24 protein-coding genes are annotated in these 22,344 nt (G+C 33.5%); 20 read left to right on the forward strand and 4 right to left on the reverse strand.

All coding sequences use genetic code 11. The features are described 5' to 3' along the window. Positions 1-362: 362 nt before the first annotated feature. A complete protein-coding gene (locus IQI_RS14305; RefSeq protein WP_064093329.1) occupies positions 363-881 on the forward strand; it encodes a hypothetical protein in 519 nt (172 codons plus the stop codon). A 122-nt stretch (positions 882-1,003) separates the two neighbouring features. On the opposite strand, the gene mce is transcribed toward IQI_RS14305, so the two are convergent. Further along, entirely contained in the window at positions 1,004-1,423 is a 420-nt protein-coding gene (gene mce, locus IQI_RS14310; protein ID WP_064093330.1) for a methylmalonyl-CoA epimerase, read from the reverse strand. Between the two features lie 204 nt (positions 1,424-1,627). On the opposite strand from mce, the gene IQI_RS14315 reads away from it, so the two are divergent. The 3 genes from IQI_RS14315 to IQI_RS14330 all read left to right on the forward strand — a co-directional run bounded on the left by IQI_RS14315 (position 1,628) and on the right by IQI_RS14330 (position 3,975). Further along, on the forward strand, positions 1,628-2,281 hold the full coding sequence (locus tag IQI_RS14315) for a hypothetical protein (RefSeq protein WP_064093331.1): 654 nt from the start codon (positions 1,628-1,630) through the stop codon (positions 2,279-2,281). Between the two features lie 101 nt (positions 2,282-2,382). Then, positions 2,383-2,607 (forward strand): DUF3953 domain-containing protein, encoded by a 225-nt coding sequence (locus tag IQI_RS14320; protein ID WP_064093332.1) that lies wholly within the window; start codon positions 2,383-2,385, stop codon positions 2,605-2,607. 852 nt (positions 2,608-3,459) lie between these two features. Continuing rightward, on the forward strand, positions 3,460-3,975 hold the full coding sequence (locus IQI_RS14330) for a shikimate kinase (protein WP_328585748.1): 516 nt from the start codon (positions 3,460-3,462) through the stop codon (positions 3,973-3,975). Between the two features lie 194 nt (positions 3,976-4,169). On the opposite strand, the gene IQI_RS14335 is transcribed toward IQI_RS14330, so the two are convergent. After that, on the reverse strand, positions 4,170-5,219 hold the full coding sequence (locus IQI_RS14335; protein ID WP_064093335.1) for an alpha/beta hydrolase: 1,050 nt from the start codon (positions 5,217-5,219) through the stop codon (positions 4,170-4,172). Positions 5,220-5,549: 330 nt separating this feature from the next. On the opposite strand from IQI_RS14335, the gene IQI_RS14340 reads away from it, so the two are divergent. The 9 genes from IQI_RS14340 to IQI_RS14385 all read left to right on the forward strand — a co-directional run bounded on the left by IQI_RS14340 (position 5,550) and on the right by IQI_RS14385 (position 13,005). Beyond that, complete coding sequence (locus tag IQI_RS14340) at positions 5,550-6,230, forward strand: zinc dependent phospholipase C family protein (RefSeq protein WP_064093336.1); 681 nt, start codon at positions 5,550-5,552, stop codon at positions 6,228-6,230. A gap of 157 nt (positions 6,231-6,387) precedes the next feature. Further along, positions 6,388-6,900, forward strand: a complete 513-nt coding sequence (locus IQI_RS20905; RefSeq protein ID WP_064093337.1) for a DUF5412 family protein — start codon at positions 6,388-6,390, stop codon at positions 6,898-6,900. Positions 6,901-6,997: 97 nt separating this feature from the next. Further along, positions 6,998-7,288: a hypothetical protein gene (locus IQI_RS14350; RefSeq protein WP_064093338.1), complete on the forward strand. Its 291-nt coding sequence runs from the start codon at positions 6,998-7,000 to the stop codon at positions 7,286-7,288. A 61-nt stretch (positions 7,289-7,349) separates the two neighbouring features. Next, complete coding sequence (locus IQI_RS14355) at positions 7,350-7,631, forward strand: hypothetical protein (RefSeq protein WP_064093339.1); 282 nt, start codon at positions 7,350-7,352, stop codon at positions 7,629-7,631. Positions 7,632-7,963: 332 nt separating this feature from the next. Continuing rightward, entirely contained in the window at positions 7,964-8,719 is a 756-nt protein-coding gene (locus IQI_RS14360) for an SDR family oxidoreductase (protein WP_064093340.1), read from the forward strand. Positions 8,720-8,866: 147 nt separating this feature from the next. Next, positions 8,867-9,244 (forward strand): GNAT family N-acetyltransferase, encoded by a 378-nt coding sequence (locus IQI_RS14365; protein WP_156509937.1) that lies wholly within the window; start codon positions 8,867-8,869, stop codon positions 9,242-9,244. A gap of 147 nt (positions 9,245-9,391) precedes the next feature. Next, positions 9,392-9,829: a hypothetical protein gene (locus IQI_RS14370; RefSeq protein ID WP_156509917.1), complete on the forward strand. Its 438-nt coding sequence runs from the start codon at positions 9,392-9,394 to the stop codon at positions 9,827-9,829. Between the two features lie 1,370 nt (positions 9,830-11,199). Beyond that, positions 11,200-12,456 carry an MFS transporter gene (locus IQI_RS14380; RefSeq protein WP_231893444.1) on the forward strand — a complete coding sequence of 419 codons (1,257 nt, stop codon included), beginning with the start codon at positions 11,200-11,202 and terminating at the stop codon, positions 12,454-12,456. A 24-nt stretch (positions 12,457-12,480) separates the two neighbouring features. After that, complete coding sequence (locus IQI_RS14385) at positions 12,481-13,005, forward strand: hypothetical protein (RefSeq protein WP_064093344.1); 525 nt, start codon at positions 12,481-12,483, stop codon at positions 13,003-13,005. Between the two features lie 258 nt (positions 13,006-13,263). Here IQI_RS14385 and IQI_RS14390 read toward each other — a convergent pair whose 3' ends face one another. After that, entirely contained in the window at positions 13,264-14,964 is a 1,701-nt protein-coding gene (locus tag IQI_RS14390) for a pyruvate oxidase (protein WP_064093345.1), read from the reverse strand. Between the two features lie 116 nt (positions 14,965-15,080). On the opposite strand from IQI_RS14390, the gene gpmA reads away from it, so the two are divergent. Beyond that, positions 15,081-15,848, forward strand: coding sequence for a 2,3-diphosphoglycerate-dependent phosphoglycerate mutase (gpmA, locus tag IQI_RS14395; protein WP_064093346.1), 768 nt, complete (start codon positions 15,081-15,083; stop codon positions 15,846-15,848). A gap of 233 nt (positions 15,849-16,081) precedes the next feature. On the opposite strand, the gene IQI_RS14400 is transcribed toward gpmA, so the two are convergent. Then, positions 16,082-16,432: a potassium channel family protein gene (locus tag IQI_RS14400; RefSeq protein ID WP_064093347.1), complete on the reverse strand. Its 351-nt coding sequence runs from the start codon at positions 16,430-16,432 to the stop codon at positions 16,082-16,084. A gap of 374 nt (positions 16,433-16,806) precedes the next feature. Between IQI_RS14400 and IQI_RS14405 the strand changes: the two genes are divergently transcribed. The 6 genes from IQI_RS14405 (at position 16,807) to IQI_RS14430 (ending at position 22,150) form a co-directional block, all read left to right on the forward strand. After that, the gene (locus IQI_RS14405) at positions 16,807-17,538 is read left to right on the forward strand and encodes a class I SAM-dependent methyltransferase (protein WP_064093348.1); all 732 of its coding nucleotides are present in this window, start codon (positions 16,807-16,809) and stop codon (positions 17,536-17,538) included. Between the two features lie 167 nt (positions 17,539-17,705). After that, on the forward strand, positions 17,706-18,086 hold the full coding sequence (locus tag IQI_RS14410) for a YkvA family protein (protein WP_064093349.1): 381 nt from the start codon (positions 17,706-17,708) through the stop codon (positions 18,084-18,086). Between the two features lie 534 nt (positions 18,087-18,620). Next, the gene (locus IQI_RS14415; RefSeq protein WP_064093350.1) at positions 18,621-18,842 is read left to right on the forward strand and encodes a hypothetical protein; all 222 of its coding nucleotides are present in this window, start codon (positions 18,621-18,623) and stop codon (positions 18,840-18,842) included. Between the two features lie 513 nt (positions 18,843-19,355). Continuing rightward, positions 19,356-19,835 carry a GNAT family N-acetyltransferase gene (locus IQI_RS14420; protein WP_064093351.1) on the forward strand — a complete coding sequence of 160 codons (480 nt, stop codon included), beginning with the start codon at positions 19,356-19,358 and terminating at the stop codon, positions 19,833-19,835. Positions 19,836-20,313: 478 nt separating this feature from the next. Next, positions 20,314-20,985 (forward strand): 5'-methylthioadenosine/S-adenosylhomocysteine nucleosidase family protein, encoded by a 672-nt coding sequence (locus IQI_RS14425; RefSeq protein ID WP_064093352.1) that lies wholly within the window; start codon positions 20,314-20,316, stop codon positions 20,983-20,985. A 667-nt stretch (positions 20,986-21,652) separates the two neighbouring features. Further along, the gene (locus IQI_RS14430; RefSeq protein ID WP_064093353.1) at positions 21,653-22,150 is read left to right on the forward strand and encodes an AAA family ATPase; all 498 of its coding nucleotides are present in this window, start codon (positions 21,653-21,655) and stop codon (positions 22,148-22,150) included. The last annotated feature ends 194 nt before the right edge of the window (positions 22,151-22,344 follow it).

Genomic DNA, 22,344 nt, shown 5'->3' on the forward strand with positions numbered 1-22,344 from the left:
AGGCCCCATTTTCTATGCGTTTTTATTAGAAAAAGAGAATTCAGATATTCATTATGACTTCAATAGAATACTATTAATATCCTAAGGGGTTTCTTAAAACGATTAAAGAGGATAATCGACTTTGTTCATTTGAAGCGCCATTTGGAGTTAATATAGTTTGAGGTTCAAGTTGGAATAGAAAGTAAAAGAGGGAGAATTTAATGCTTTTAAAGTAGTATCTATATATTTAGGTTGTCTTCGAAAACTTTGCTATGTGCATTTAGAGGAATTTATTGCCTTATATTACAAATTTTGAAATAATTAGAAAAAACGATTGGGAGAATTGTTTCTTCAATTTTTTCATTATCCAAAGGAGTGGGAAAATGGTTAATTTACAAGCTAAATACTTGAAAAGGAAATATTTAAGCGTTCTTATTCTGACTTTGTTATTTGTATCTTCTAGTTGTTGGTCTTCGGAAGTTAAAAATGATCGATTGACTGAGAACTCCATCAAGCAATTTATTTCAGAAAAAGGTCTAGAAGAACCCTTAGGAACAAATTTAATCAGTGACGATAGGGCAGTAGTAATATATATAGGGTATTTGTTTGAAGTATGGAAGAGAAACGATGATATACGAAGCAGAAAGGTTTCTTACACTAATAATAATGAAGTATCAATAGTAGGAAGTGCAGAAGGAAATCCATACATAGCAATTACTATATTAGATGAAAAAATCTTAAAAAAAGCAGAAAGAGTCTCTATACATTTTGAAGATGGATATGAGTTGAGTAGAGAAATAGAAGATAAGAAAGCCTTTGCAATTTCATATGATAAAAAACATAGTGAACAATATGTGGTTGAGTTTTATGATTCAAAGGGAGAGATTATATACTCAATATAATATTCTAGAGCTGGAAGAAAAGAAGATCTAATTGAAAGAAATGTCTTCAGTGAAGGAGTTTTTGATGAGCTTTCCTTATAATATAACAGGACGGATTTTGGACAAATCCGTCCCGACTTCATCTACTTTTCATTTGGATAATCACAATATTCAATGATCGTTCCTTCCGTATCAGCTGGATTTAAATAGATCAGTCTTCTGCCATGCTTGTTGATTCGAAGACTATCAGGTAAAGTACGTATTCCCTTTTGTTCCAGCTCCTCTAAAGCGCGATCCAAGTTATCCACCCGATATGCGATATGATGAACACCTTTTCCTTTTTGCTTGATAAACCGAGCGATAGGGGAAGTGACATTATTGGTTGGTGCCAGTAATTCTGTTCGGGCTTCATCCACCTCCATAATCGCAATTTCGCTCTCGACTCCCTTGGCATCACTTCTGTATCGGTCAATCAACTTCGCTCCAAGAACATCAGTATAGAACTGAATGGTATCTTCTAGGTTTCGAACAGCCACGCCGATATGGTCGATTGTCTTTTTCATGATCATTCTCCTTACTTAATGGGTGTGTTTATCTTAACATATCTTTTCTAAACAGAGAGAAGGAAAGACATTGAATCATTTTATCCCATAGTAAATAAAAGATTGTGAAAACTGTAATTTTTTGAAATAATTGGAATTGTATAAGGGGATATCAATAGTTAAGTACTTCATGATAAAAAAGTAGTCAGTCGGAGGTGAAATTAAGTGGTAAGAAGTAAAGTAGCACTCATTAGCTCATTCATTATTTTCCTTATATGTATGTATTTATATTTTCCTTATCCAAGTAATGAAATGATAGACGCGCGAATTATCTTTATGTCATTTCCAATCAGTAATCAAGATGGGTATAACACGCTTGGTATAGTTGGATCTGTATTGTTTATCATCGCCATGATTCTACTTGTCAGAGGCATCAATAAATACCATTTTCGAATCTTCCTAATCACTTTATTTAGCTACTCTTTTTTACCAGTATTAATCATTTTTATGTACCAGGAAACGATTGCTGGTGGAATATCAGCAATTTCTTACGATGGAAAGGGTACATGTGATTTTGAGCAGGTGAGTGAAGACGAATTATATGGGGAATGTAATCTCCGCATACATAACCGCAGTGGTAAAACAGTGTCATTTGAGTTAGAATTCCTGGATTCTTTATTAATGGAAAATGATACACGATTGGAGTCCCTCATGAATGTAAATGGGCCTCATCGTATAACAATAGAAGCCAATCGTGAAAAGACTATCCAGTTGAAGGAAATACTCAACTTATCGGATGTTCCAAATCATATTACTGGAGGAGGATCATCGATGATTCATATTAAATTAATTGATTCGGATGCTATTCGCATTTTGTAATAGACCTATTCCCTACCAAATTTAGTTTAAGCTAAACTGTAATGAATTATTACCTATACATACAATAAAGCTAGATAAGTATTTTTAAGGAGATAAGGTCCATGTTTAAGACTTTAAGAATTATTTTAGCACTAACCGTTATTTCTATGGGAGCTTTTACTTTACTCACAGATAATCATTGGCTGCAGCCATATATGTTCTTCATTCTTTGTTTAATGTTATTGGTTATGGGATTAGAAGAACTTCAAAAAGGAAGGAAAGCTTATGGCTATCTTAGCTTTTTTGTTTCTATGTTTCTAGTTATCGTATTATTCATCATTAAATGAGGCTATTCTGAATTTTTAACTCAGCTACCATGCGAAGGGAATTTTTGAAAACCACCATTTTTTCTTTCGAAAAATATGTGGAAAAACTGGTTTGGAATTTTTAAGTAAGGTGAATTGGAGGGCAAAGGAGAGATAGTGTGCTTTATACATTATTTACTGTTTTAATCACATTAGTTTTAGGTTTCATATTGTATCAAATTCCTTTAATACATAGTATCTTTGAACATCAAGACCTTTTTGGGATGGTTCAGATCTCAAACTTCATTATTTTGATTGTTATTTTATATTTGTTATTGAAAAGGACAGAGAAATAAAAAAATACTTAGATATGTATTGTTTATTTTGCGTATTAGCAGCTTTAACTTTCTTTTTTATCTTTAAAATTTAAGGAGATGAGCAATCATGAAGAATAAGAAGAAAATATTCCTTGTTATAATTGTTTCCCTGACCATAATTATTTCTCTTATTATATCAAAGCCATCCAATACTATGTTTGACGACTGGATCGTAGATGAATACCAAATAGAATGCAAAGGTCAAGAGTGCATATTAAACTCTAACAGATATAAGATTGCAATCAGAGAAGATCAAAATTATTTATTATTCAACAAAAAAGCCTCAAGTTAGAAAGAAGAGATGGATCTTTTCTGTTTGTAGAAGGTATTGGTATTTTAGGTACTTTTATTCTACAAACATTTAAACCATTATATTGAAATGGTAATGTATGTTTAACGGGCTGGAGTAAAAAGCTTTTGTACTAAGCTTCAAGGTTTAACGAGTACGAACTTGAAATAAGAGGTGAAAAAAGTGGAGAAGTTTGTGTTTATCTTCGGACCACAAGCAGTTGGGAAAATGACAGTTGGACAAGAGCTTTGCAAGATAACAGATTTAACATTATTTCACAACCATATGACGATCGATTTGCTTCATCCCCTTTTTGGATTCAGTTCTGAAATGTGGAGATTAGCAAAACTATTTAGAAATGAAGTTTTTGAAAGCTTTTCAAAGAGTGATTCATACGGATTAATCTTTACGAAAGTTTGGGATTTTAGTTCTGAACAGGAGTGGGAAGGAATCGAAAGAATGTGTAAGATTTTTGAGTCAAAAGGAATTGAAGTCTACTTTATTGAATTGGAAGCTGACACGAATGAAAGGTTAATCCGAAATAAATCGCCTCATAGGTTAGAGCATAAACCAACCAAGAAAAATTTACAGGAATCTGAAGAACATCTTCTATTAACCTTGGAAAATCTAAGGTTAAATTCATATGAAGGTGAAATCAGCAAGGCAAATTACTTAAGAATAAATAATACACACTTAAGTGCCAGTGCAGTTGCTGAAAAGATAAAAATGAAATTTAAGTTTTAGTGCATTTTCAGCAAAGTTAAGAGAGGGACAAAGCTGAAGATCAAATGTAATCTCAGCTATTGTCTCATTCAAATAGCAGCTGTTTAATCGGAAACCTAAAATTAGAATGAAATACTAATAATCTAAAATTTTTCTTGTGGACTTAATAGGTAATAGCCATTTAACGAAATTAACTTTAAATCTAATTAAAATATCTATATTACTGCTGACTTAGAATCATTATTTGAACTACCTAATTTTATTAAAAAGTCTTCTATTTCTTGTGTATCAACAGGATGAAACATGTGGGATGAATTTTCAAACCAGTACATTTCTTTATCCAAAGTTGTTTCAACCTCTTCAAGAAATCTCTTAACGGGTTTTCCGTCAACATGAAAATCATGTGTTCCATGTAAAAAATAGAGAGGGACCTCTATCTTTTTTATTAAATTTAAATTAACATTAGCAAAATCATTTATTAAAGTTTGGGTATATGTTAGTTGATAGGCTCGATAAAATGTATTAAAAATATCTTTTAAGGTGTAGTCAGACGAATTCAAAAAAAGTTTAAGTCCACCGAGCATTCCAGGGTGTTTCACAGTTTCATTTTCATAAATCATTGATTTATACTTCATTAGAATTGTACGAAATGATGTCCATTGCTTTACGTTCTTTACATAGGGGGGCTTTCCTATTTGCTCTAATTTCCTAAGTGTTTTTGTGTCATTTGATTTCTCTGCTTTATTCTTAACCCAGTCATAACAATGGGTATCATTTTCAGTCCAACTTAATAGTTGTGAAATTCCTATGTAAGCATGTAGTTGTTCAGGATACCTAGAAGCGATCGATAATCCAATCATAGAGCCCCATGAGTGAGCGGCAAGATAAATCTTTTCTTTAGTGAATTTCTCTTTTAAAATACCAATTAACTCATTACCGTCACTGATAAACTGTTCTACTCTTATTGTTTGGGGAGGGATAGTATGGCTATATGACTTTCCTGCCCCTCTCTGATCCCAGAAGACTAATACAAAATGTTCAACTAATTTTTTTGTGTTAGTTGCGATGGCATAATCTTGTCCGCGTGAAACCACACCAGGAACTGGCATACAAGGTCCGCCGTGAATAAATAACAATACAGGATTACTGGGGTCGACAGCTTGAATAAGTATAGACTGTTCGACTCCACCCAAATTAATTTTCTCAACAGTATCAATCCCTGTTGAAGGAATAATAAAATCCTTTTTCTTGAAAAACAGTCCCATTTTATCCCTCCTCTTTGAAATAATTATATATTATTTCATACTTTATTAGTTTAAATCTAAAAAATATATTTAATGATTAGAGTGGTGGGAATAGGAGGATAAACGTAAAGATATTTGGTGAGTTTCTATAGATAATTGAAGAGGAAAGATAAAAAATATTTTGAAGCAGTTGAAATTTCCTCTTTGCACCAAATCGGATAAGTGGCTGTTAACCGTCTTACTAAAGTTGGCAACGAAAGTAAATGTCAATCATGTTATTTATATCCAAAAAAGGGATTTTTAAGGTAGATGACGAATTCATTCAATTGAACATATAAAGGAGTGAAAACATTGGCTACTTGGGTTACCCACTTTAGGATTGCTGAAGAACTAATAAAAAAAGAAATTCCTGTCTCAAAAATAGAATTTTTGGTTGGAAACATTGGCCCTGATTGTGGGCTTATTGGAGAAAACGGTAAACCTACACCTCCTAAAGAGATTACACATTTTAAGGTTGAAGGTAAAATTAGCGCAAATTCTTTTTATTTACAATATCTCTTGGATGCAAATAAAAGATTATCTCATAAATTTTCTTATTATCTAGGATATTACATTCATTTAGTGACTGATGAGGAATGGATTAAACTCCTTGAGAAAAAGAAAAAGGAAAAAGTGTACCAGGATATACTGAATACCTCTGAATACGCTAAACTTGTGAAGAAAGATTGGTATGGGCTGGATTTTTTATATCTTAAAAATCATACCAATAGTATTTTCTGGACGGATTTTCAACACATAACTGACTTCCCAGAGTACCTGGATTTCTTTCGAACTGGTCAAACATTAGAACAGATTAAAAATATCACAAAGTTTTATCAAACTAGTACAATTTCAGAAGAACACGAGTTTATTTATCTTACAGCAGCTGAGGTTGATCAATTTGTAGAAGAAACTTTACATAAAGTCATGGAAATTTTAAAGTCTTTGGGTATTCAATCAGAGCATAAAACTTCAATTAGAATGCATTTTTAAATGAATAACATAGAAAGAACAAGCTTCAGGTGGATTGGAAATATTCATAGTGAATGTAGAAGGAGCTATTTATCGTAATGGTAAATGGCTCTTAATTTGGAGAAGTGAAAAAGAAGACCGAACTATTTGAATAAGAAGTACAACGAAAGAGGTAATTATGGCTAGAAAATATAATTTGTGGTCATTTTCTTTATGCTTATTAACTATATTGTTTTTATTGAACTTGATTTTTTCTGATTGGATAATATCTCCGCCTCCCTATATTCTTTGTTTACTTTCTGTAATCGCCTTTATACTAGGGATATTTGGTTTTAAAGATAAAACGAATAAGATATCGAAGTTTAGAAGTTGGTTTACTATTTTTCTTTCACCATTGCTTTCAATGGTTTTCTTTCTTGGAGTTCTCCGTTTTCTTTTTGTTTCAGAGGATTTATTTAAAACAACATATTCTCCTAAAAATAATTATAAAATAGAGTTTTATCTTAAAAATGGGGGAGCTACTACATCGTTTGCAGTAATAGGTAAATTAGATGGTCCTCTATGGTTTGAAATAACTATTTATGAAGACTACCGAATGGACCACGCTAATGTTGAATGGATAGATGAACATACTGTTTCGATAAATAATCATATATTGGATTTAAGAAAAGGGGAAACATATTCTGATTAAAGAATAGAATAATTCCCCATAACCTGTTAAAGGTATAATTGCTGAATATAGCAGTATTGAGCATATTAAAAAAGATTAATAATGTAGGAGGATACGTATGGGTTTCTTATGGGTAGGTTTGGGTATTGTCATAGCAGGTTATCTGATTGGTGATGGGTTGAAAAATGTAAACAACCCTAATGCAAAAAATATTTTAGAATCGTTAAATGAAAATGACGATCATGAATTGATTAAAGAGAGCGATGTGCATCATTTTATAGGTGTTACTAAGGAAGATGCAAAAAACATGATTAGTGAACACCCTGGTATTCCACACATTGTGTTAAACAATAAAGTGTATTTTCCGAAAGGTAAATTACGTGAATGGTTATTAAAGATTGGTAGTTAAACCTATCCCATCCAAGCGGATGAAAGGTTTGAATGAGATTGAGTAGTAGGGGAGAGATCTATTGCTGATTTTATTTGCATTATTTATTTTTTTAGTTGGGTGGTTTATGTTTGTTAATAATAAGCAAAATGAAAAGTCAAATTGGATTCTGTGCTCTTTAATGCTTTTAAGTCCGGTTTTGTTTCATATGATTGGACTTGCTTATGCAGGTTATCTTCATGACCAAGGGCAAGCATTTGGTTCAGCATATTTAGCTTTGTTATTGCTATTCAATAGCTTTTTAATGTTAGTAGTAAACATTATTATAACGATTAATAATAAGAGACGTACAAAAAATAGTTGAATACGATTATATTAAATACAGGTTTTTCTATTATGAATTGTTGTATTTTACCAGATGAAAAACTAAAATAATGGTAGAGATGTATTGAAAGGGGAATTAAGATTCTACATGTGGCAAATTCTGTAATGAATCATAATAAATAGATAGCTTTGTACCCTTAGGAGGGAAGAGTGTGTCTATTTATTTGAATAATAATCATTCCAGGGATGCAAGGTGTGGAGTTATATAATATCCATTAACTAGGAATATACTATTAGTGGGTATGTATCCTTTTCTATGAGGATCTAACTATCTACTAGCCATATCATCCCTATAATATGGGGGTTAAAATCATGAGTCATTCTCAAAATAAAATTGCACTAATTACAGGTGCAAGCATTCAAAATGATATTGGTACAGCTATTTGTCGTAAGTTAGCCTCACAGGGCATAAATATTTTCTTTACTCACTGGAATTCTGATTCTGAGTGGATAGAAGAATTTCAACAGGAAATTTTACGGATGGACGTCCGTTGTGAGGAAATAAAAATTGATTTATCAGATGCAAATGCTGCATTAACTATATATGAAGAAATGTCGGGTAAATTAGGATATCCTTCAATCTTAATTAATAATGGAGCTCATTCCACAAGTAATGATTATGTAACACTGGAAGCCAAAACGCTTGATGATCATTATGCGGTTAATATGAGGTCAACTTTTCTTCTTTGTGTTGAATTTGCTCGTCGTTTTAAAAAATCTAAATTAGAATCAGGAAGAATAATCAATATGACATCTGGGCAGGATTTAGGTCCTATGCCTGGGGAGTTAGCTTATGCAGCAACGAAAGGAGCTATTTCAGCTTTTAGTAGGTCGTTATCACAAGAACTTGCACCTTTAGGAATCACTGTTAATGCAGTAAACCCAGGTCCAACAGACTCTACATGGATGACGAATGAAATAAGAAATTTTCTTCTACCTAAATTTCCAATGGGTCGCATTGGTACACCTGATGACGTGGCACGAATCATTGCATTTCTGGCAAGCGATGAAGCTGAATGGATAACCGGACAAATAATTCATTCAGAAGGTGGATTTATTCGAGGATAGTTTAGATAAAACAAAATAACAAACTAAAATATGTACCAATGTATACACTGGTACATATTTTTTATCGATTTTGACCCAAATATAATAAACGTATTGGTGTATCAAGCTGAAAATAATGGGGGGGTGAAATAAGTGAATGTAGAAGTGATGAGTTTTAACGAGAGGCCAATAAATGCTACTGAACTTATCAAGCTTTATAGTAATGCAGGTTGGTGGGAGGAAAGAAAAGAGAGAGAGATTGAAGAAATGTTAAAAAGAGTTATTTCCGTTGGTGTATGGAAAAATAACGTTCTTATCGGGTTTGCCAGGGCGGTATCGGATGATAAATTTAGAGCTTACATAGAAGACGTTGTAGTACATAAAGACTTCCAAAAATTAGGAATAGGAACAAAGCTTGTCTCTCGATTATTAGGTGAACTTTCACACATTGATGTTATTAGCTTGTTCTGTGATGAAGATTTAATACCATATTATGAGAAAAGTGGCTTTAAAATTAGCAAGTCACAATTTGTAATGCATAAATAGGGAAGAATTAAATTTATCAAAAAATAAGCAAATTGCTGATAGTAAAGTAAAAACAACTAATAATCAACTTGAAATAATGTTGTTAAATTAAGGGGTTACCATAGTAATTTTAGAGTTACCAATAAAACTTAATAAATTGGAGTGACTTTGACATTGAGTATGAAAAAGAGGTTTGTTACACGTCTATATATCTCTATTGGAAGCTATATCGTAGTTGCTATCCTCTTATTTATATTTTTGATTAAAGTAAATCAGCAAGATAGTAATTTAAATATTCACGAACAGGTAAAAGAAATTGAAATCGTTACTTGGGAAACAGAGGAAAACGTCGGAATGATTGATGACAAGCAGTTTATCAACGAACTTATTGATGATTTAAATAATGCTGATACGCTCTCAACAAATGGATTAAAACTTAGTGGCTATCCGCCCTACAAACTATTATTTAAAAACAATGATGGACAAATTCTTCATAGATTGGGCTATTTCAAGTCATCAGTCTTAATGGGAATATCAGGACAGTATTGGGAAGCTAATAAGATCTACGGACTAGAAAAAGAAATCCCTTTTGAGTTCTCTGATTAAAGAGGTGGGGGCAGGATGGTTAAATAACCTGATGCAATCGAATGAAGTTATGGGAGTGCATTTATTATATCCAAGCCTTATTTACTTATCGTTTATAAGATCAATAAACAATTAGTTAGATAGAAATGCGATTTCAAGACTAAAAAGCAAAAATTAAGATATTGAGAGAATTAGAAGTAATTAACGGATACTTATCCATAATGAATAAATAGAATCTAATATAATAAATAGAGGGTTTAAGTGAAGTGATGAAATTACTAAAAAGAATGTATGTTGTTATGACCATAATGGTATTTGTAACTTTGACAAGTGAATATATATTGAAAGGTGAGTATTCAGTCATTGCAACCTAGCTTGTAGTTTTTCTATTTTCCATTGGGACTGTATTTTTTATTAATGCAAGAAATTATTTATCCAAGCGATAGTTTATGGAATCAAAAGCGGAAGTTCATTATTAATGTTTGTTAAAATTATCTTTAAATAGAGTCAGAAGGTACGTGTTTGGGTGTAAAGATATGTGGCGAGGGACAATTATGCATTGGTATTTGTATTTACTTATAGATATATGAAAATCCTGTTGTATCATAGCAACAGGATTTTTATGTTCAATATAAAGAATAGTGCGTATTTTTTGAATTGAATAAGAAGAAAATGTAGTATTCGTATATCTTACGAGTTGCTGCGGGAACTTTTTCAACTAATGGTGTAGGCTTTGATGGGGTTTCATGAATAATAAAAGGTGAAGCAAAATAGTATTATTAAAAGACTCATTGTACAAGACAGATTGTTGAAATGAGATTACTACTAAAGCTCTTGATGGGGGGCTGATTTATGTATAGGAATAAAAATGTGAATTTAGTCATTATATTGCTTATTTGCTTACTTATCATTAATATTGTTAGTGTAATTCTCCACGCTAGAATTCACATAGTATACAGTATGGGTATGGGCCATGTTTTCTTAATAGGACTAATCATTTTCCTTATTGTTTTTCTATATTTTAAAGGTTAGTTGAGCAAAGCCTAATTATATAAAGGTTCTAAATTTACTATGATATCGTATTTCACGCTTTAATAAGAACAAGTCCACTTTTGTTTATTATTTGAACTCGGCCTTTTTTATTTGTCATTCTCATTTATTCAAGGAAAGAAAAACTCCCAACCATTATGATCATCAAATCCATAAAGATTGTTCTCTTCTTAAAACCCAAAGAGCAGGTGAATGGAATAAGTGAACCCTTAAATTTGAGGGTTCTTTTTTTAGTAATGAAAGTTTTGTGACAACTGAAAATATTTACAGGTAATTTCCAATATCTTGTAGAAAAAGTAGGTATTAGAATTAACTATATGGGGTGTTTATATTTGCATCAGGTGAGCTTTTCACTAAAAAAAAATTCATATATATTACTATTTGGATTGGGCATATCAACCTTAGGAGACTTTATTTACCTCGTTGCCATTAATGTTTTTGTTTTAAAACTAACTGGCTCAGCTGCTGCGGTAGCTGGTTTATGGATTATAGGACCTATCGCATCGGTGTTAACGAAGTTTTGGTCCGGGAGCATGATAGATCGTTTAAACATTCGAAAAATAATGATTGTAACGGACATCATTCGCGCGATTTTGGTAGCAATTATTCCATTCCTCAGCTCTATTTGGCATATATATATATGTCTGTTCTTTCTCTCTATTTCAAAAGCTTTCTTTGAACCCGCAGCAATTACATATATAACGAATATTGTTCCTGAGAAAGGAAGAAAACATTTTAACTCTTTTAGAAGTTTGATTTCTTCAGGTGCCTTTTTAATCGGTCCTGCTATTTCTGGAGTATTAATTCTCATTAGCTCTCTGAATATATCAATATGGATAAATGCTATTTCTTTTGTTATTTCAGCTATTATGGTGTATTTACTACCAAACGTGGATACGTATTCTGATAAATCAGTACGAATAATTAGTTTGGACATATTAAAAAATGATTGGAAGGAAGTAATTAATTTCAGTCAAAGCAATTTCTTTATTGTGAAAGTGTACTTCTTAGCTCAACTTTTCATGGTTATCGCACTTGGAATGGATGCTCAAGAAGTTGTCTTCACTCAAAAGGTATTAAATTTATCTGAGACAGAATACGGGATACTCATAAGTTTAACAGGAGTTGGTTCAATTTTAGGAGCAACAACTGTTTCGATAGTTGCCAACAAGTTGTCTATAAAAGCTCTAATATCCCTTGGTTATTTTATGGTATCAGTTGGCTATCTGATCTATGCTTTCTCATTTTCATTTTGGACAGTAGCAATTGGATTTATGGTATTGGGTTTTTTCAATTCATTTTCCGGCACTGGATTTATGACTTTTTACCAAAATAACGTTCCAATTAAAATGATGGGGAGAATTTCTAGCATATACGGTATTCTTCAAAGTTTTCTTCAGGTACTTTTCATTTTATTGATTGGTTTTACAGGTGACATTATTCCGGTTCGGTACAGTATTATTGCTGCATCAACATTAATGCTAACGTTAAGTATTTGGCTTATTAGGTTAGTTCTTTTGACAAGCAATTCCGGGTATTTTGCAGAAGAAACAGAACGGTTCAAGAAGACTTTTAAACTTAGTTCATTTAAAAAATAATCTTATATTGGAGGATTGAAAAGGTTGATAAACAAATTAAAGTTAAGCATTTTATCTTTATTATTTGGAGCAGTATTTTTAGCTGGGTGTAATGAGAATGAAGCTAATATAATAGAAGGAGATAAACATATAACTACGGAGATGGATGAAGTCATTTCTAATTTTATTATTCAAAAAAACTCCACCTCATATTTTGGTACAGAAAAGCAATTTGAAGTACATAAAATATATGGGACGAGTGAATCAAATGGGGTCCTCAGTGTCTATATGTGGTCTTATTATGGTGGTTTTAATAAATCTACGGGAATAGAAAACCAAGCAGGTCATTCATTACCTGCCGTCATTCGGTTAAGTAAAAAAGAAGGAAATTATTCTGTTATTGAATATAAAGAACCTCAAGATGGTAGTTTGTATAATGCCTCATTAGAAAAAATGTTTCCAAACAAATACTTGAAATTCGCTAAACAAGACAGTGGAAATATAGGCGGTTTACAAAAAGCGATGGATAAAAAGGTGGGGAGATGGTTAGAGGAGCAGGAGGAATTGTGAGTGGGATAAGAAATTCTATAGTTACACAAACGTAGCAAAAGCTGGAAATCAGTCAGGGGAATCTTCAGTTTTTTCTTTATTCCGGTAATGAATAGTCAATTATGTGATTAGTTTTTCTGAATGCCCATTACGGAAATCGAAAGAATAGATTGTATATTGAAAATTGTAAAGGATGCTTACACCTGGATGGTAGTAGGTAACACCAAGAAAAAAAGCGGTGCATTAATTTGCGCCGCTTTTTACAAAGGAAGCTGAATTTTATAACGGAGGAAGATCAAACTTCCCTTCCTCAAACAACTCTTTTAACATATGCTTCGTATAACCTGCGGCTTGCGAAAATTGGATTTTCGCTGGCATTGGAGCTTCTTCTGCATCTACGACTACATCGATTATGCATGGCTTCTTTTGTTGGACGGCCTTTTGGAGAGCAGGCAGGATATCCTCTGGACGTTCTACACGGTATCCGACTCCACCACACGCTTCTGCATATTTTGCGAAGTCAGGGTTCTGAAGGTTTGTCCCGAATTCAATATTCCCCATCACTTCCTGCTCGAACTTGATCATGGCAATCTTATGATTGTTCAGTACTACGACGATGACCGGTAAGTCATACTTGACCGCTGTTACGAAGTCAGCCATCGTCATGGCGAATCCTCCGTCCCCGCAAATCGCAAAGACTTGTTTTTTCGGATAGGCGATTTGACCGGCAATGGCACCAGGTAGACCACAGCCAAGGGTAGCAAGCCAACTTGAAATGATGAAGGATTGATTGGTGATTGGGAAATGCCTGGCCATCCAGACGGTTACATTCCCCACGTCCACAGACAAAATGGCGTCATCGGAAGCAACTTCTTTCAGTGCATGGATCAGTCGCTGTGGCTTGATTGGAACCGATCCATTCTCTTCTTGATTCTCTAATTTTTCCCACCATTTGTTCGTTCTTTCTTGGTTCTTTTCCAGGAATGCTCGATTTTCGTTCCTTGAAACATGTTCGGTCAGCCACTTAAGGGATGTTCCGGCATCTCCTGCCAAACCCACATCAACTGGATAGCGCTTCCCAATCTGGGTAGGATCGATGTCAATCTGAATAGTTTTTGCTTTATCCGGCAGAAACCCTGTAAAAGGGAACGATGTCCCGATCATCATAAGCATGTCTGCTTCCTGCATCGCTTCATAAGAAGGCTTTGTCCCGATCAGCCCAAGACCCCCTAAACAATAAGGGTGCTTATCAGGAATGACTCCTTTACCAGGCAGGGTTAGCACGATAGGTGCTCCCACTCTTTCAGCAAAGGATAATAATGCCTCCCGTTGCCCGTGAACGCCATTTCCGGCAAGGATAATCGGCTTTTCTGCATTTTCGATTATGTTCTTCGCTCTTTGCAAATCTTGAGTAAGTGGTGAAATATCCTGCTTTACTGAAAAATGAGCCGTAACTCGAACTTCATTTCCGACTTCAAAGCGTGGAATGTCATCCGGGATGGTTAGAACAGATACCCCTTTTTTGGCATAGGCGGTCCGAATCGCTTGGTTCACAACAGCCGGCATCTGCTCAGCAGACATGATACGCTGATTATAAACAGAGACATCATCAAACATCCGCTCAAGGTTCACCTCTTGAAAGGAATCAGTCCCGAGTAGGTCCGATTCTACTTGTCCTGTAATCGCTAAAACTGGAGCTTTATCCAGCTTTGCATCATACAATCCATTCAGAAGATGAATGGCCCCTGGACCGGCAATCGCCGTACAAACACCCAGTTTCCCGGTTAATTTAGCATACGCCGCAGCCGCCAATGCCCCTGCCTCTTCATGTCTGACTTGAATGAACTTAATTTTGTCCTGAGCTTTTCGCAATGGCTCAATAATAGAATTTATGGAGTCCCCTGGCATTCCATAAATATGGTCGACACCCCATTCAATCAATAGTTCAATTAATTTTTCCCCGGCAGTTTGCTTAAACATCATACAGTCTCCTCTCAACAATCGGATATTCCTATTTTGGTACTTGTCGACCTAAATTACTCAATATTTCTAATTAATAATGTACATACTGAAAAAAACGACCTGGAGTGATGACGGTGAAGAAGCTTGTTTTGATTCGGCATGGCGAAAGTCTCTATAATCTTGAAAATCGATTTACCGGCTGGAAGGACGTCGATTTAACCGACGATGGCTATAACGAGGCAAGAAAAGCGGGAGCTATCCTGAAGAAGCACGGATTTATTTTTGATGTTGCCCACACATCTGTTTTAAAACGGGCAATCAGAACGCTGTGGATCACCCTGCATGAAATGGATCTCGTCTGGATTCCCGTACATAAATCATGGAGATTAAACGAACGGCATTATGGTGGGTTGCAAGGGTTGAATAAGGATGAAGTAACAGAAAAATTTGGTGAAGATCAGGTACATGAATGGAGGCGTTCAGCTGATATCAGACCACCGGAAATCTCAGAAGAAGTGCATCTGAATGAACTATCGAATCCAAAATACGCATCAGTAGGGGAAGGAAATATTCCTTTTTCAGAAAGTCTCCTTGACACTGAACGACGTGTCCTCGTTTATTGGCATGAAGAAATAGTGCCAAGCATTCAACATAATCAACGTGTCATCATCTCGGCACACGGAAATACACTACGGGCACTCGTAAAATATCTTGACAACATTCCAGATGACGGGGTTGTCAGTCTCAATATCCCTAACAGCATACCTCTTGTTTATGAATTGGATGATTACTTAAAGCCGATTAGGCATTATTATTTGGATGAGGAAGGGGAGCTTCCTCATGGTAAGATTCCTCGACATATGGATTTGGATGATCCTGAAAATTGGGATTGGATGGGGTGAGGGTCTATTATTGTTTTAATCTTGTTTGAATTCATCTATCTGAAGCTTGTATTGCAATAATAAAAAAGTAGACGCTTTTCTATATAAATTTTAGAAAAGCGTCTTGAGATTATAGATGTACATGGAGAAAAGCTTCTGAAAATAATTTCAAATTGGTCAATGAATACCTAAGAATTGTAATTTAAATGAAGTGCAAGTTTAAATATTATTTGGAGACAGAGGATTGTCTCCAATCAACGACCTTTTATTTTCTTTTCTGCTTTTTCTGGTTTCTGTATCATGGCATAGGCAACATATCCTATTAAGCCAATGAATACCCCGTTTCCACCAAAAATATAAATAATCGTGAATACTTTTCCGAATGTTGTTTGTGGTTCAAAACTGGGATGTCCAATTGTACTAAGGGTCACAACACAAAAATAAAGAGCGTCAATCACTGATAGCCCCTCTTGTTTAACATAGAAGGTTGTGCCTGATACTAACAATATCAAAACCAATGCAAAAAGAACTTGGAAGTTCTTTAATTTAAAGGCTTGCCATAATGCTTTTACCAATCGTTTTAAAGTGAGAAAAAATGAAATCATTCCAGTATGATACTCCTTTGTAATTCTTAGATAATGATTCTACTATACATAATAGCATAACAGAGTTATATAAAAGTTCATGTGTCCCAATTAAGAAACTCAACGTAATATGATGCCTGACTATTCGTTAAAGGGCCATTTAATTGAACAACTACTTTAGAAAAATTGAATAATTATGTTGGTATTTGATGAGACTGAAGGAATGTACATATTTTTTTTTGAAAATTAGGAAAATAATACTTGTCTATTCACTGAATTTCGTGTTAAAATACATTAATTTGTGTATTAGGCGATGAATCGCACGACAATGACAATACATATTAGGATTTTTACTAGAAATAAGTAAAAAAAGAAGTAGATTGGGAGATGTTTCGATGGAATTCAGAGGAGCTAGTGTTTATGATCAAACGGATTTTTTTTCAAATTATATAAAAAGAAGAAATAGACAAGACAGTCCAAATAATGCCATTGAAGGTCCAATTATTTATGAATTAATTGGAAGTATTCAAAATAAAAGCATCTTAGATTTAGGGTGTGGGGATGCCTTGTTCGGAAAAGAACTCATACTTCAAGGGGCAAAAAACTATACAGGAGTAGAAGGTTCAGAACAAATGGTAGAAGCTGCTCGCTTTAACTTACTTGAACAAAACGGAACAATATACAATGAAACAATGGAATCGTATGATTATCCGAAAAAGGCATTTGATCTTGTAACATCTCGGTTTGCTTTCCATTATGTTTCAGACATTAACCGCCTGTTTCAAGTTATTCATAAAACACTGAAAGAAAAAGGTAGATTTGTTTTTAGTATACAGCATCCCCTTACAACTTCTTCATTTGATAGTAAGCATACTGGGGATAAACGTGGTAATTGGATTGTCGATGATTATTTCCATGATGGTGAAAGAAGAGAGCCTTGGATTGATCAAGTAGTGGTTAAGTATCATCGCACAATTGAACAATATTTTCTAGCACTTAGACAAGCTGGTTTTACAGTATTGGATTTACGTGAAGGTACACCAAAACGGGAGCATTTTAGTAGTAAAGAAGAATTTGTTAGAAGACAGCGGATTCCAGTCGTATTGGCTTTTTCTTGTATGAAGTAAACGAATTCTAAACGCGAACTAATATAGATAAAGCTGAAGATCACGAATGATCTATGGCTATTTTCTTTATTCCGTTAAATGGCAGGAATATTGAAGAAAGCATGTTATATTAGAAGCAAAGATAAAGCATTTGAATTCTTTATATAGGGAGATAGAGAGAAAATTTTATGTGGAAAATAAAGGCTTGGGCGAAAAGATTAAAACAACAAATCTATGTACTATACTTATCTTATAAAGATGAAAGAGTACCTTGGTATGCTAAAATATTTACTGCTTGTGTAGTGGCGTATGCGTTTAGTCCGATTGATTTGATACCTGATTTCATACCGATACTTGGTTATTTAGACGATGTTATTATCGTTCCAATAGGTATAATGGTTGCATTAAAGATGATACCTAAAGAAGTAATATCAGAATGTGATGATAAAGCAAAAAACATGATGAAAAATGGTAAACCGAAAAATTGGGTAGTAGGCTCACTCATAATTTTGTTATGGAGTATCATTATGTTGTGGGTTATTTTAAAGGCTTATCAGATATTCAGCTAAAGGGGGCGTTGATCTAATAAAGGATTAACGCTCTTTTTTTTATCTATTGTATAGAATGGTTTCTTCACCTTCTTAAACAAAAAAATCATTATAAGGAAACATCGTCGTAGGAAGACTAGGACAAGACAAAAAGACTGTAAAATATTATGGAGTGATTGGATAAGTTTCTTTTTTATGTGGAATTAATCATTGAATAAACGAGATATAGATGACCTTGAGCAGATTGAGCTTATTTTTCCTATCAAGAAAAAATCAATGAGCTAATGGTGAACAATTAGTCTTCAGCAAACGGGGGCGTTTACTTGAACAAGCAGTCGCCCTTTGTTCAAGTAAAGGGCAGGATTGTTGAACAAGAACCTCTTTTTTCACAAACTGCTGGGTAAGCTCTTTTTTGTAAAAATTGTCTTGAGTAAATGGTTGTATTTTGAAATAATTGGTATTAAGTTAAAGGGCAGGTTAGTTCAATAAGGTTCTTGTTTCATTCAACAAGAATATATATAATATCGACCTGAAACTAATATGAGGTGGATTAAAGTGGATAAAAGAGTGTTATTTGACTTTGAACTTGAGTTTACTAATGGCGGTGGATTACAGGGACAGGATTTTCGACTTGATATTAGTGGTGATGACATTACCGATGAAGAGTTAGCGAAGTACATCGTAGAGGATATGAGATTGCTAATGGTTAGAGAAGTTAGGATACTTAACAAAAAAATTATTAATGAAAAACACAAACGAAAATCTATTGATAAATAGTTATCTTTATAACTCCCACCAATATGGAATTAAACTTTTCGATCCAGCTGCCAATAGGCGGCTATTTTTCTTACTTAACTAACGGTGCAGATTAGTTGAACAACACAAGACTATTTCTGCTTATTAATTAAGCGATTAGGATAAATGTTAGCAATTGAAAATGGGGGAATTAATGATGATTAATCTTAAGGAAGTTACGGTGAAATGTGTTACAAGTACGGAATCTAGAATTCTTTAATATTTACTCTGGAACATCTCAACAATATATCTAGGACCAAAGATTTGCAATTTTTCGAGCTAGAATCTTTACCTGAAATGACTTTAAATAGTCAGATAATCTTAGATGATCTAAAGAAAACTATATTTAGCTAATATCTTTAGTGATATTCCGAAATCAAGTCTTCAAGAATCTAGAGCGTTTACTTGAACAAGAAGTCGCCCTTTGTTCAAGTAAAGGGCTGGATAATTTAATAAGACGTTATTTAAAATCGAATCCAAAAAGGATGGTAATAAATGAATATAGTAACATTAAAAGTCTTACCTCAAGATAAGATTAAGGAGTTCTTTAAATTGCATTGGGGTAGTCCAAAGATGGTCATTTCTAGTGGAGTTTTTGATTGTTCAACTTTAGATGGTTTTACAATTATTAATGAGGAAGACCAAATTATTGGATTAATAACATACATAATTAAAGATAATGAATGTGAGATTATTTCATTAGACAGTTTAGAAGAAGGCAAAGGCATTGGTACTTTCCTAGTTCAAAAAGTAGAAAGTGTTGCTTTTCAAAACAAATGTAAACTTGTAAAGCTTATCACTACAAATGATAATTTGTCAGCCTTGAAATTCTACCAAAAGAGAGGGTTTCGATTATCACAAATTCATAAAAATTCGGTTAATAGAGCAAGAGAAATTAAGCCTGAAATACCATTGATTGGTAATGATGGTATTCCGTTAAGAGATGAGATTGAATTGGAAAAGTTATTAAGCTAAAGGGGGCAATAGCTGAAGATTATACAAATGTTGTCTTGAGTAAGTTGCTTGAATTTGAAATAATTGGTATTAAGTTAAAGGGCAGTTTAATTTGAGTAAATAAACGAATGGAGAGATAAAATGATTAAGTCATAAATCATCACTTCTGATTCTTCTAAGGTTTGCTCCATTATTAAATTGAAATTTTTAATAATTTCATTAGAATTATCACGAATCACGTTTTAATTAATAAAATCGTCTATCTGATTCGAAAAGTTTTATTTTTATACCAGAAAAGGGGGGCAATAACTGAAGAATAGCTATATGATCCGGTATTGTCTTTCTTCAATTAATTGGGCTGGTTAGTAAAAAAAGGATACCTACATACTAATAACCAATTGTTGATGAACAGAGTAAAGAAGCATAGTGATAAAAATGAAAATCAGACCGAGTATAGACATTCAATAGTGACAAATTATATTTGTAGGGTGATAAGTCGATGATAGGAATAAGCATAGCAACGAAGTGGGAATACGAAGCAACATTGGAATACTTTAGCATAAAAGATAACGAACGTTTCTGTTATCCATATGGCGAGTATTTCATAAGAACATTTAATGATACTGAACTTGTTTTTTATAGTACAGGTGTAAGAAAAGTAAATGGTGTTGGTGGTAATCAGTATATGATTTCTAAATTTAATTTAACTAAAGTAATCGTTGCTGGAACATGTGCAGGAATAGATGAAAAGTTTAGTAATTTAGATATTTTTGTACCCGATAAAGCCGTTCAATATGATTGCACAGTAAAAGAAATTGAGCCTCTTATTAAACAATCCTTCATAGTTAATATTGATCTATCAAAGTATGGAAATGATTTTTATAAAGGAACAATTGGCACCGCTGATAAAGCAGTAGTTATGTGGAATGACTATTTAGAACTAAAAAAAAACGAAATAACAATAGCCGATACAGAAGCGGGTGCAATTGCTTATATCTGTAAGAAGAATGATATTGAATGCATTATCATAAAAGGGATATCTGATTTTCCAACAGATGAAAGAAACTCTGATAAATTCAAATCAAACATTGAACAAATGAATGTTTATTTAGAAAACACCCCCAAAGTTATGAATAAAATATTTGGCGAATATTTAAAAAGATTTATTTGAAAAAATGAAGGTAATTAAAACCTGATGATAGGTTGGAATATGGTGCCTTATATAGTGATGAGATAGAATGGATAAAACCATATAAAGAGAATGAAGAAGCGGAACAAATCCTTTTTTGGGGAAAAAAAGTGATATTGGTTACATAAATGAAATGGAAAAAATCACTTGATCATTATTAATAGTTTTTGAAGTAAAGGGGTGCATTAGTTTAATAAAAGACTAATTTAATAATAACAATTAACATTAAACACTATCACAGCGAATAATATTTCGCTGATTAGTTTAGGTTTTTTCTAAACTCTTAGTTTTATAGAAAACCTACAAGAAGGTGATAATGGAATCGCTATACAGTCAAAGATAGTTGCTAATGTTGTGTGGGGTTAGCTCTTTTTATTCCTTCTGTTCATATTTTACATGCATATGACTTCTAAATACACTAATCAACTAAAGGGAGAAATAGCTGAAGATCAGCTATTTAATCAGGCTATTGAATTTCTTCAATTAAATGGCTATTTAATGGAGTAAGTTATTTGGGTTTTTGCGCTAAAATGAAGAGGGAATCGTGAAGAAAAATATACTTAAACTAATGAAGGATCTAAACGGCAAATTCCTCTTACATTTCAAGGAGGGGCAACAACCACTAAAATAAGCCCGGGGGGGTAAAAATATGAAACCATTGGGGACGCTATATTTTTTCTGCGGGAAAATGGGCGCAGGAAAATCAACTAAATCAAAACAATTGGCGATAGATAAACATGCGGTTCTGTTATCTGAGGATGAATGGCTTTCATCTCTTTATCCCAATCAGATCACATCATTTGAGGAATACCTAAAATTCTCAGCGCAGCTCAAGCCGTTGGTGAAAAAGCATGTCCAAAACATATTAAGTGTCGGTACAGATGTAGTGATGGATTTTCCAGCTAATACTCAAAAACTGCGAAAGTGGTTTTTGGATATGGCGTTAGAGATCAATGCAAACCATCAATTAATTTTCATTAATCTAAATAACGATCAATGCTTACGTCAAATTACTCAAAGACGTAACGAACAACCCAATAGAGCAGCTTTTGACACGGAAGCGGTGTTTATTCATGTTACTAAATTTTTTGAAGCACCAAAAGCATCCGAAGGTTTAAATATTTTAGAGTTTAGTGGAAAAGAATAACAACGAGTTCAACACAACGTAAAAACCGAGAAGAAAAATTCGTTTATAACGGGTAATTTAACCTTCTCAATAAACTTTTTCATTCTTCTAAAATATATAATTTTATCAACTTCATCTTCCATTATAGGGGGCGTTTGCTGAACAAGCAGCCGCCCTATGTTCAAATAAAGGGCAGTTTAATGGAGTAGCATTAT

The organism is Rossellomorea aquimaris TF-12 (genome assembly GCF_001648555.1).
Classification (GTDB): domain Bacteria; phylum Bacillota; class Bacilli; order Bacillales; family Bacillaceae_B; genus Rossellomorea; species Rossellomorea aquimaris.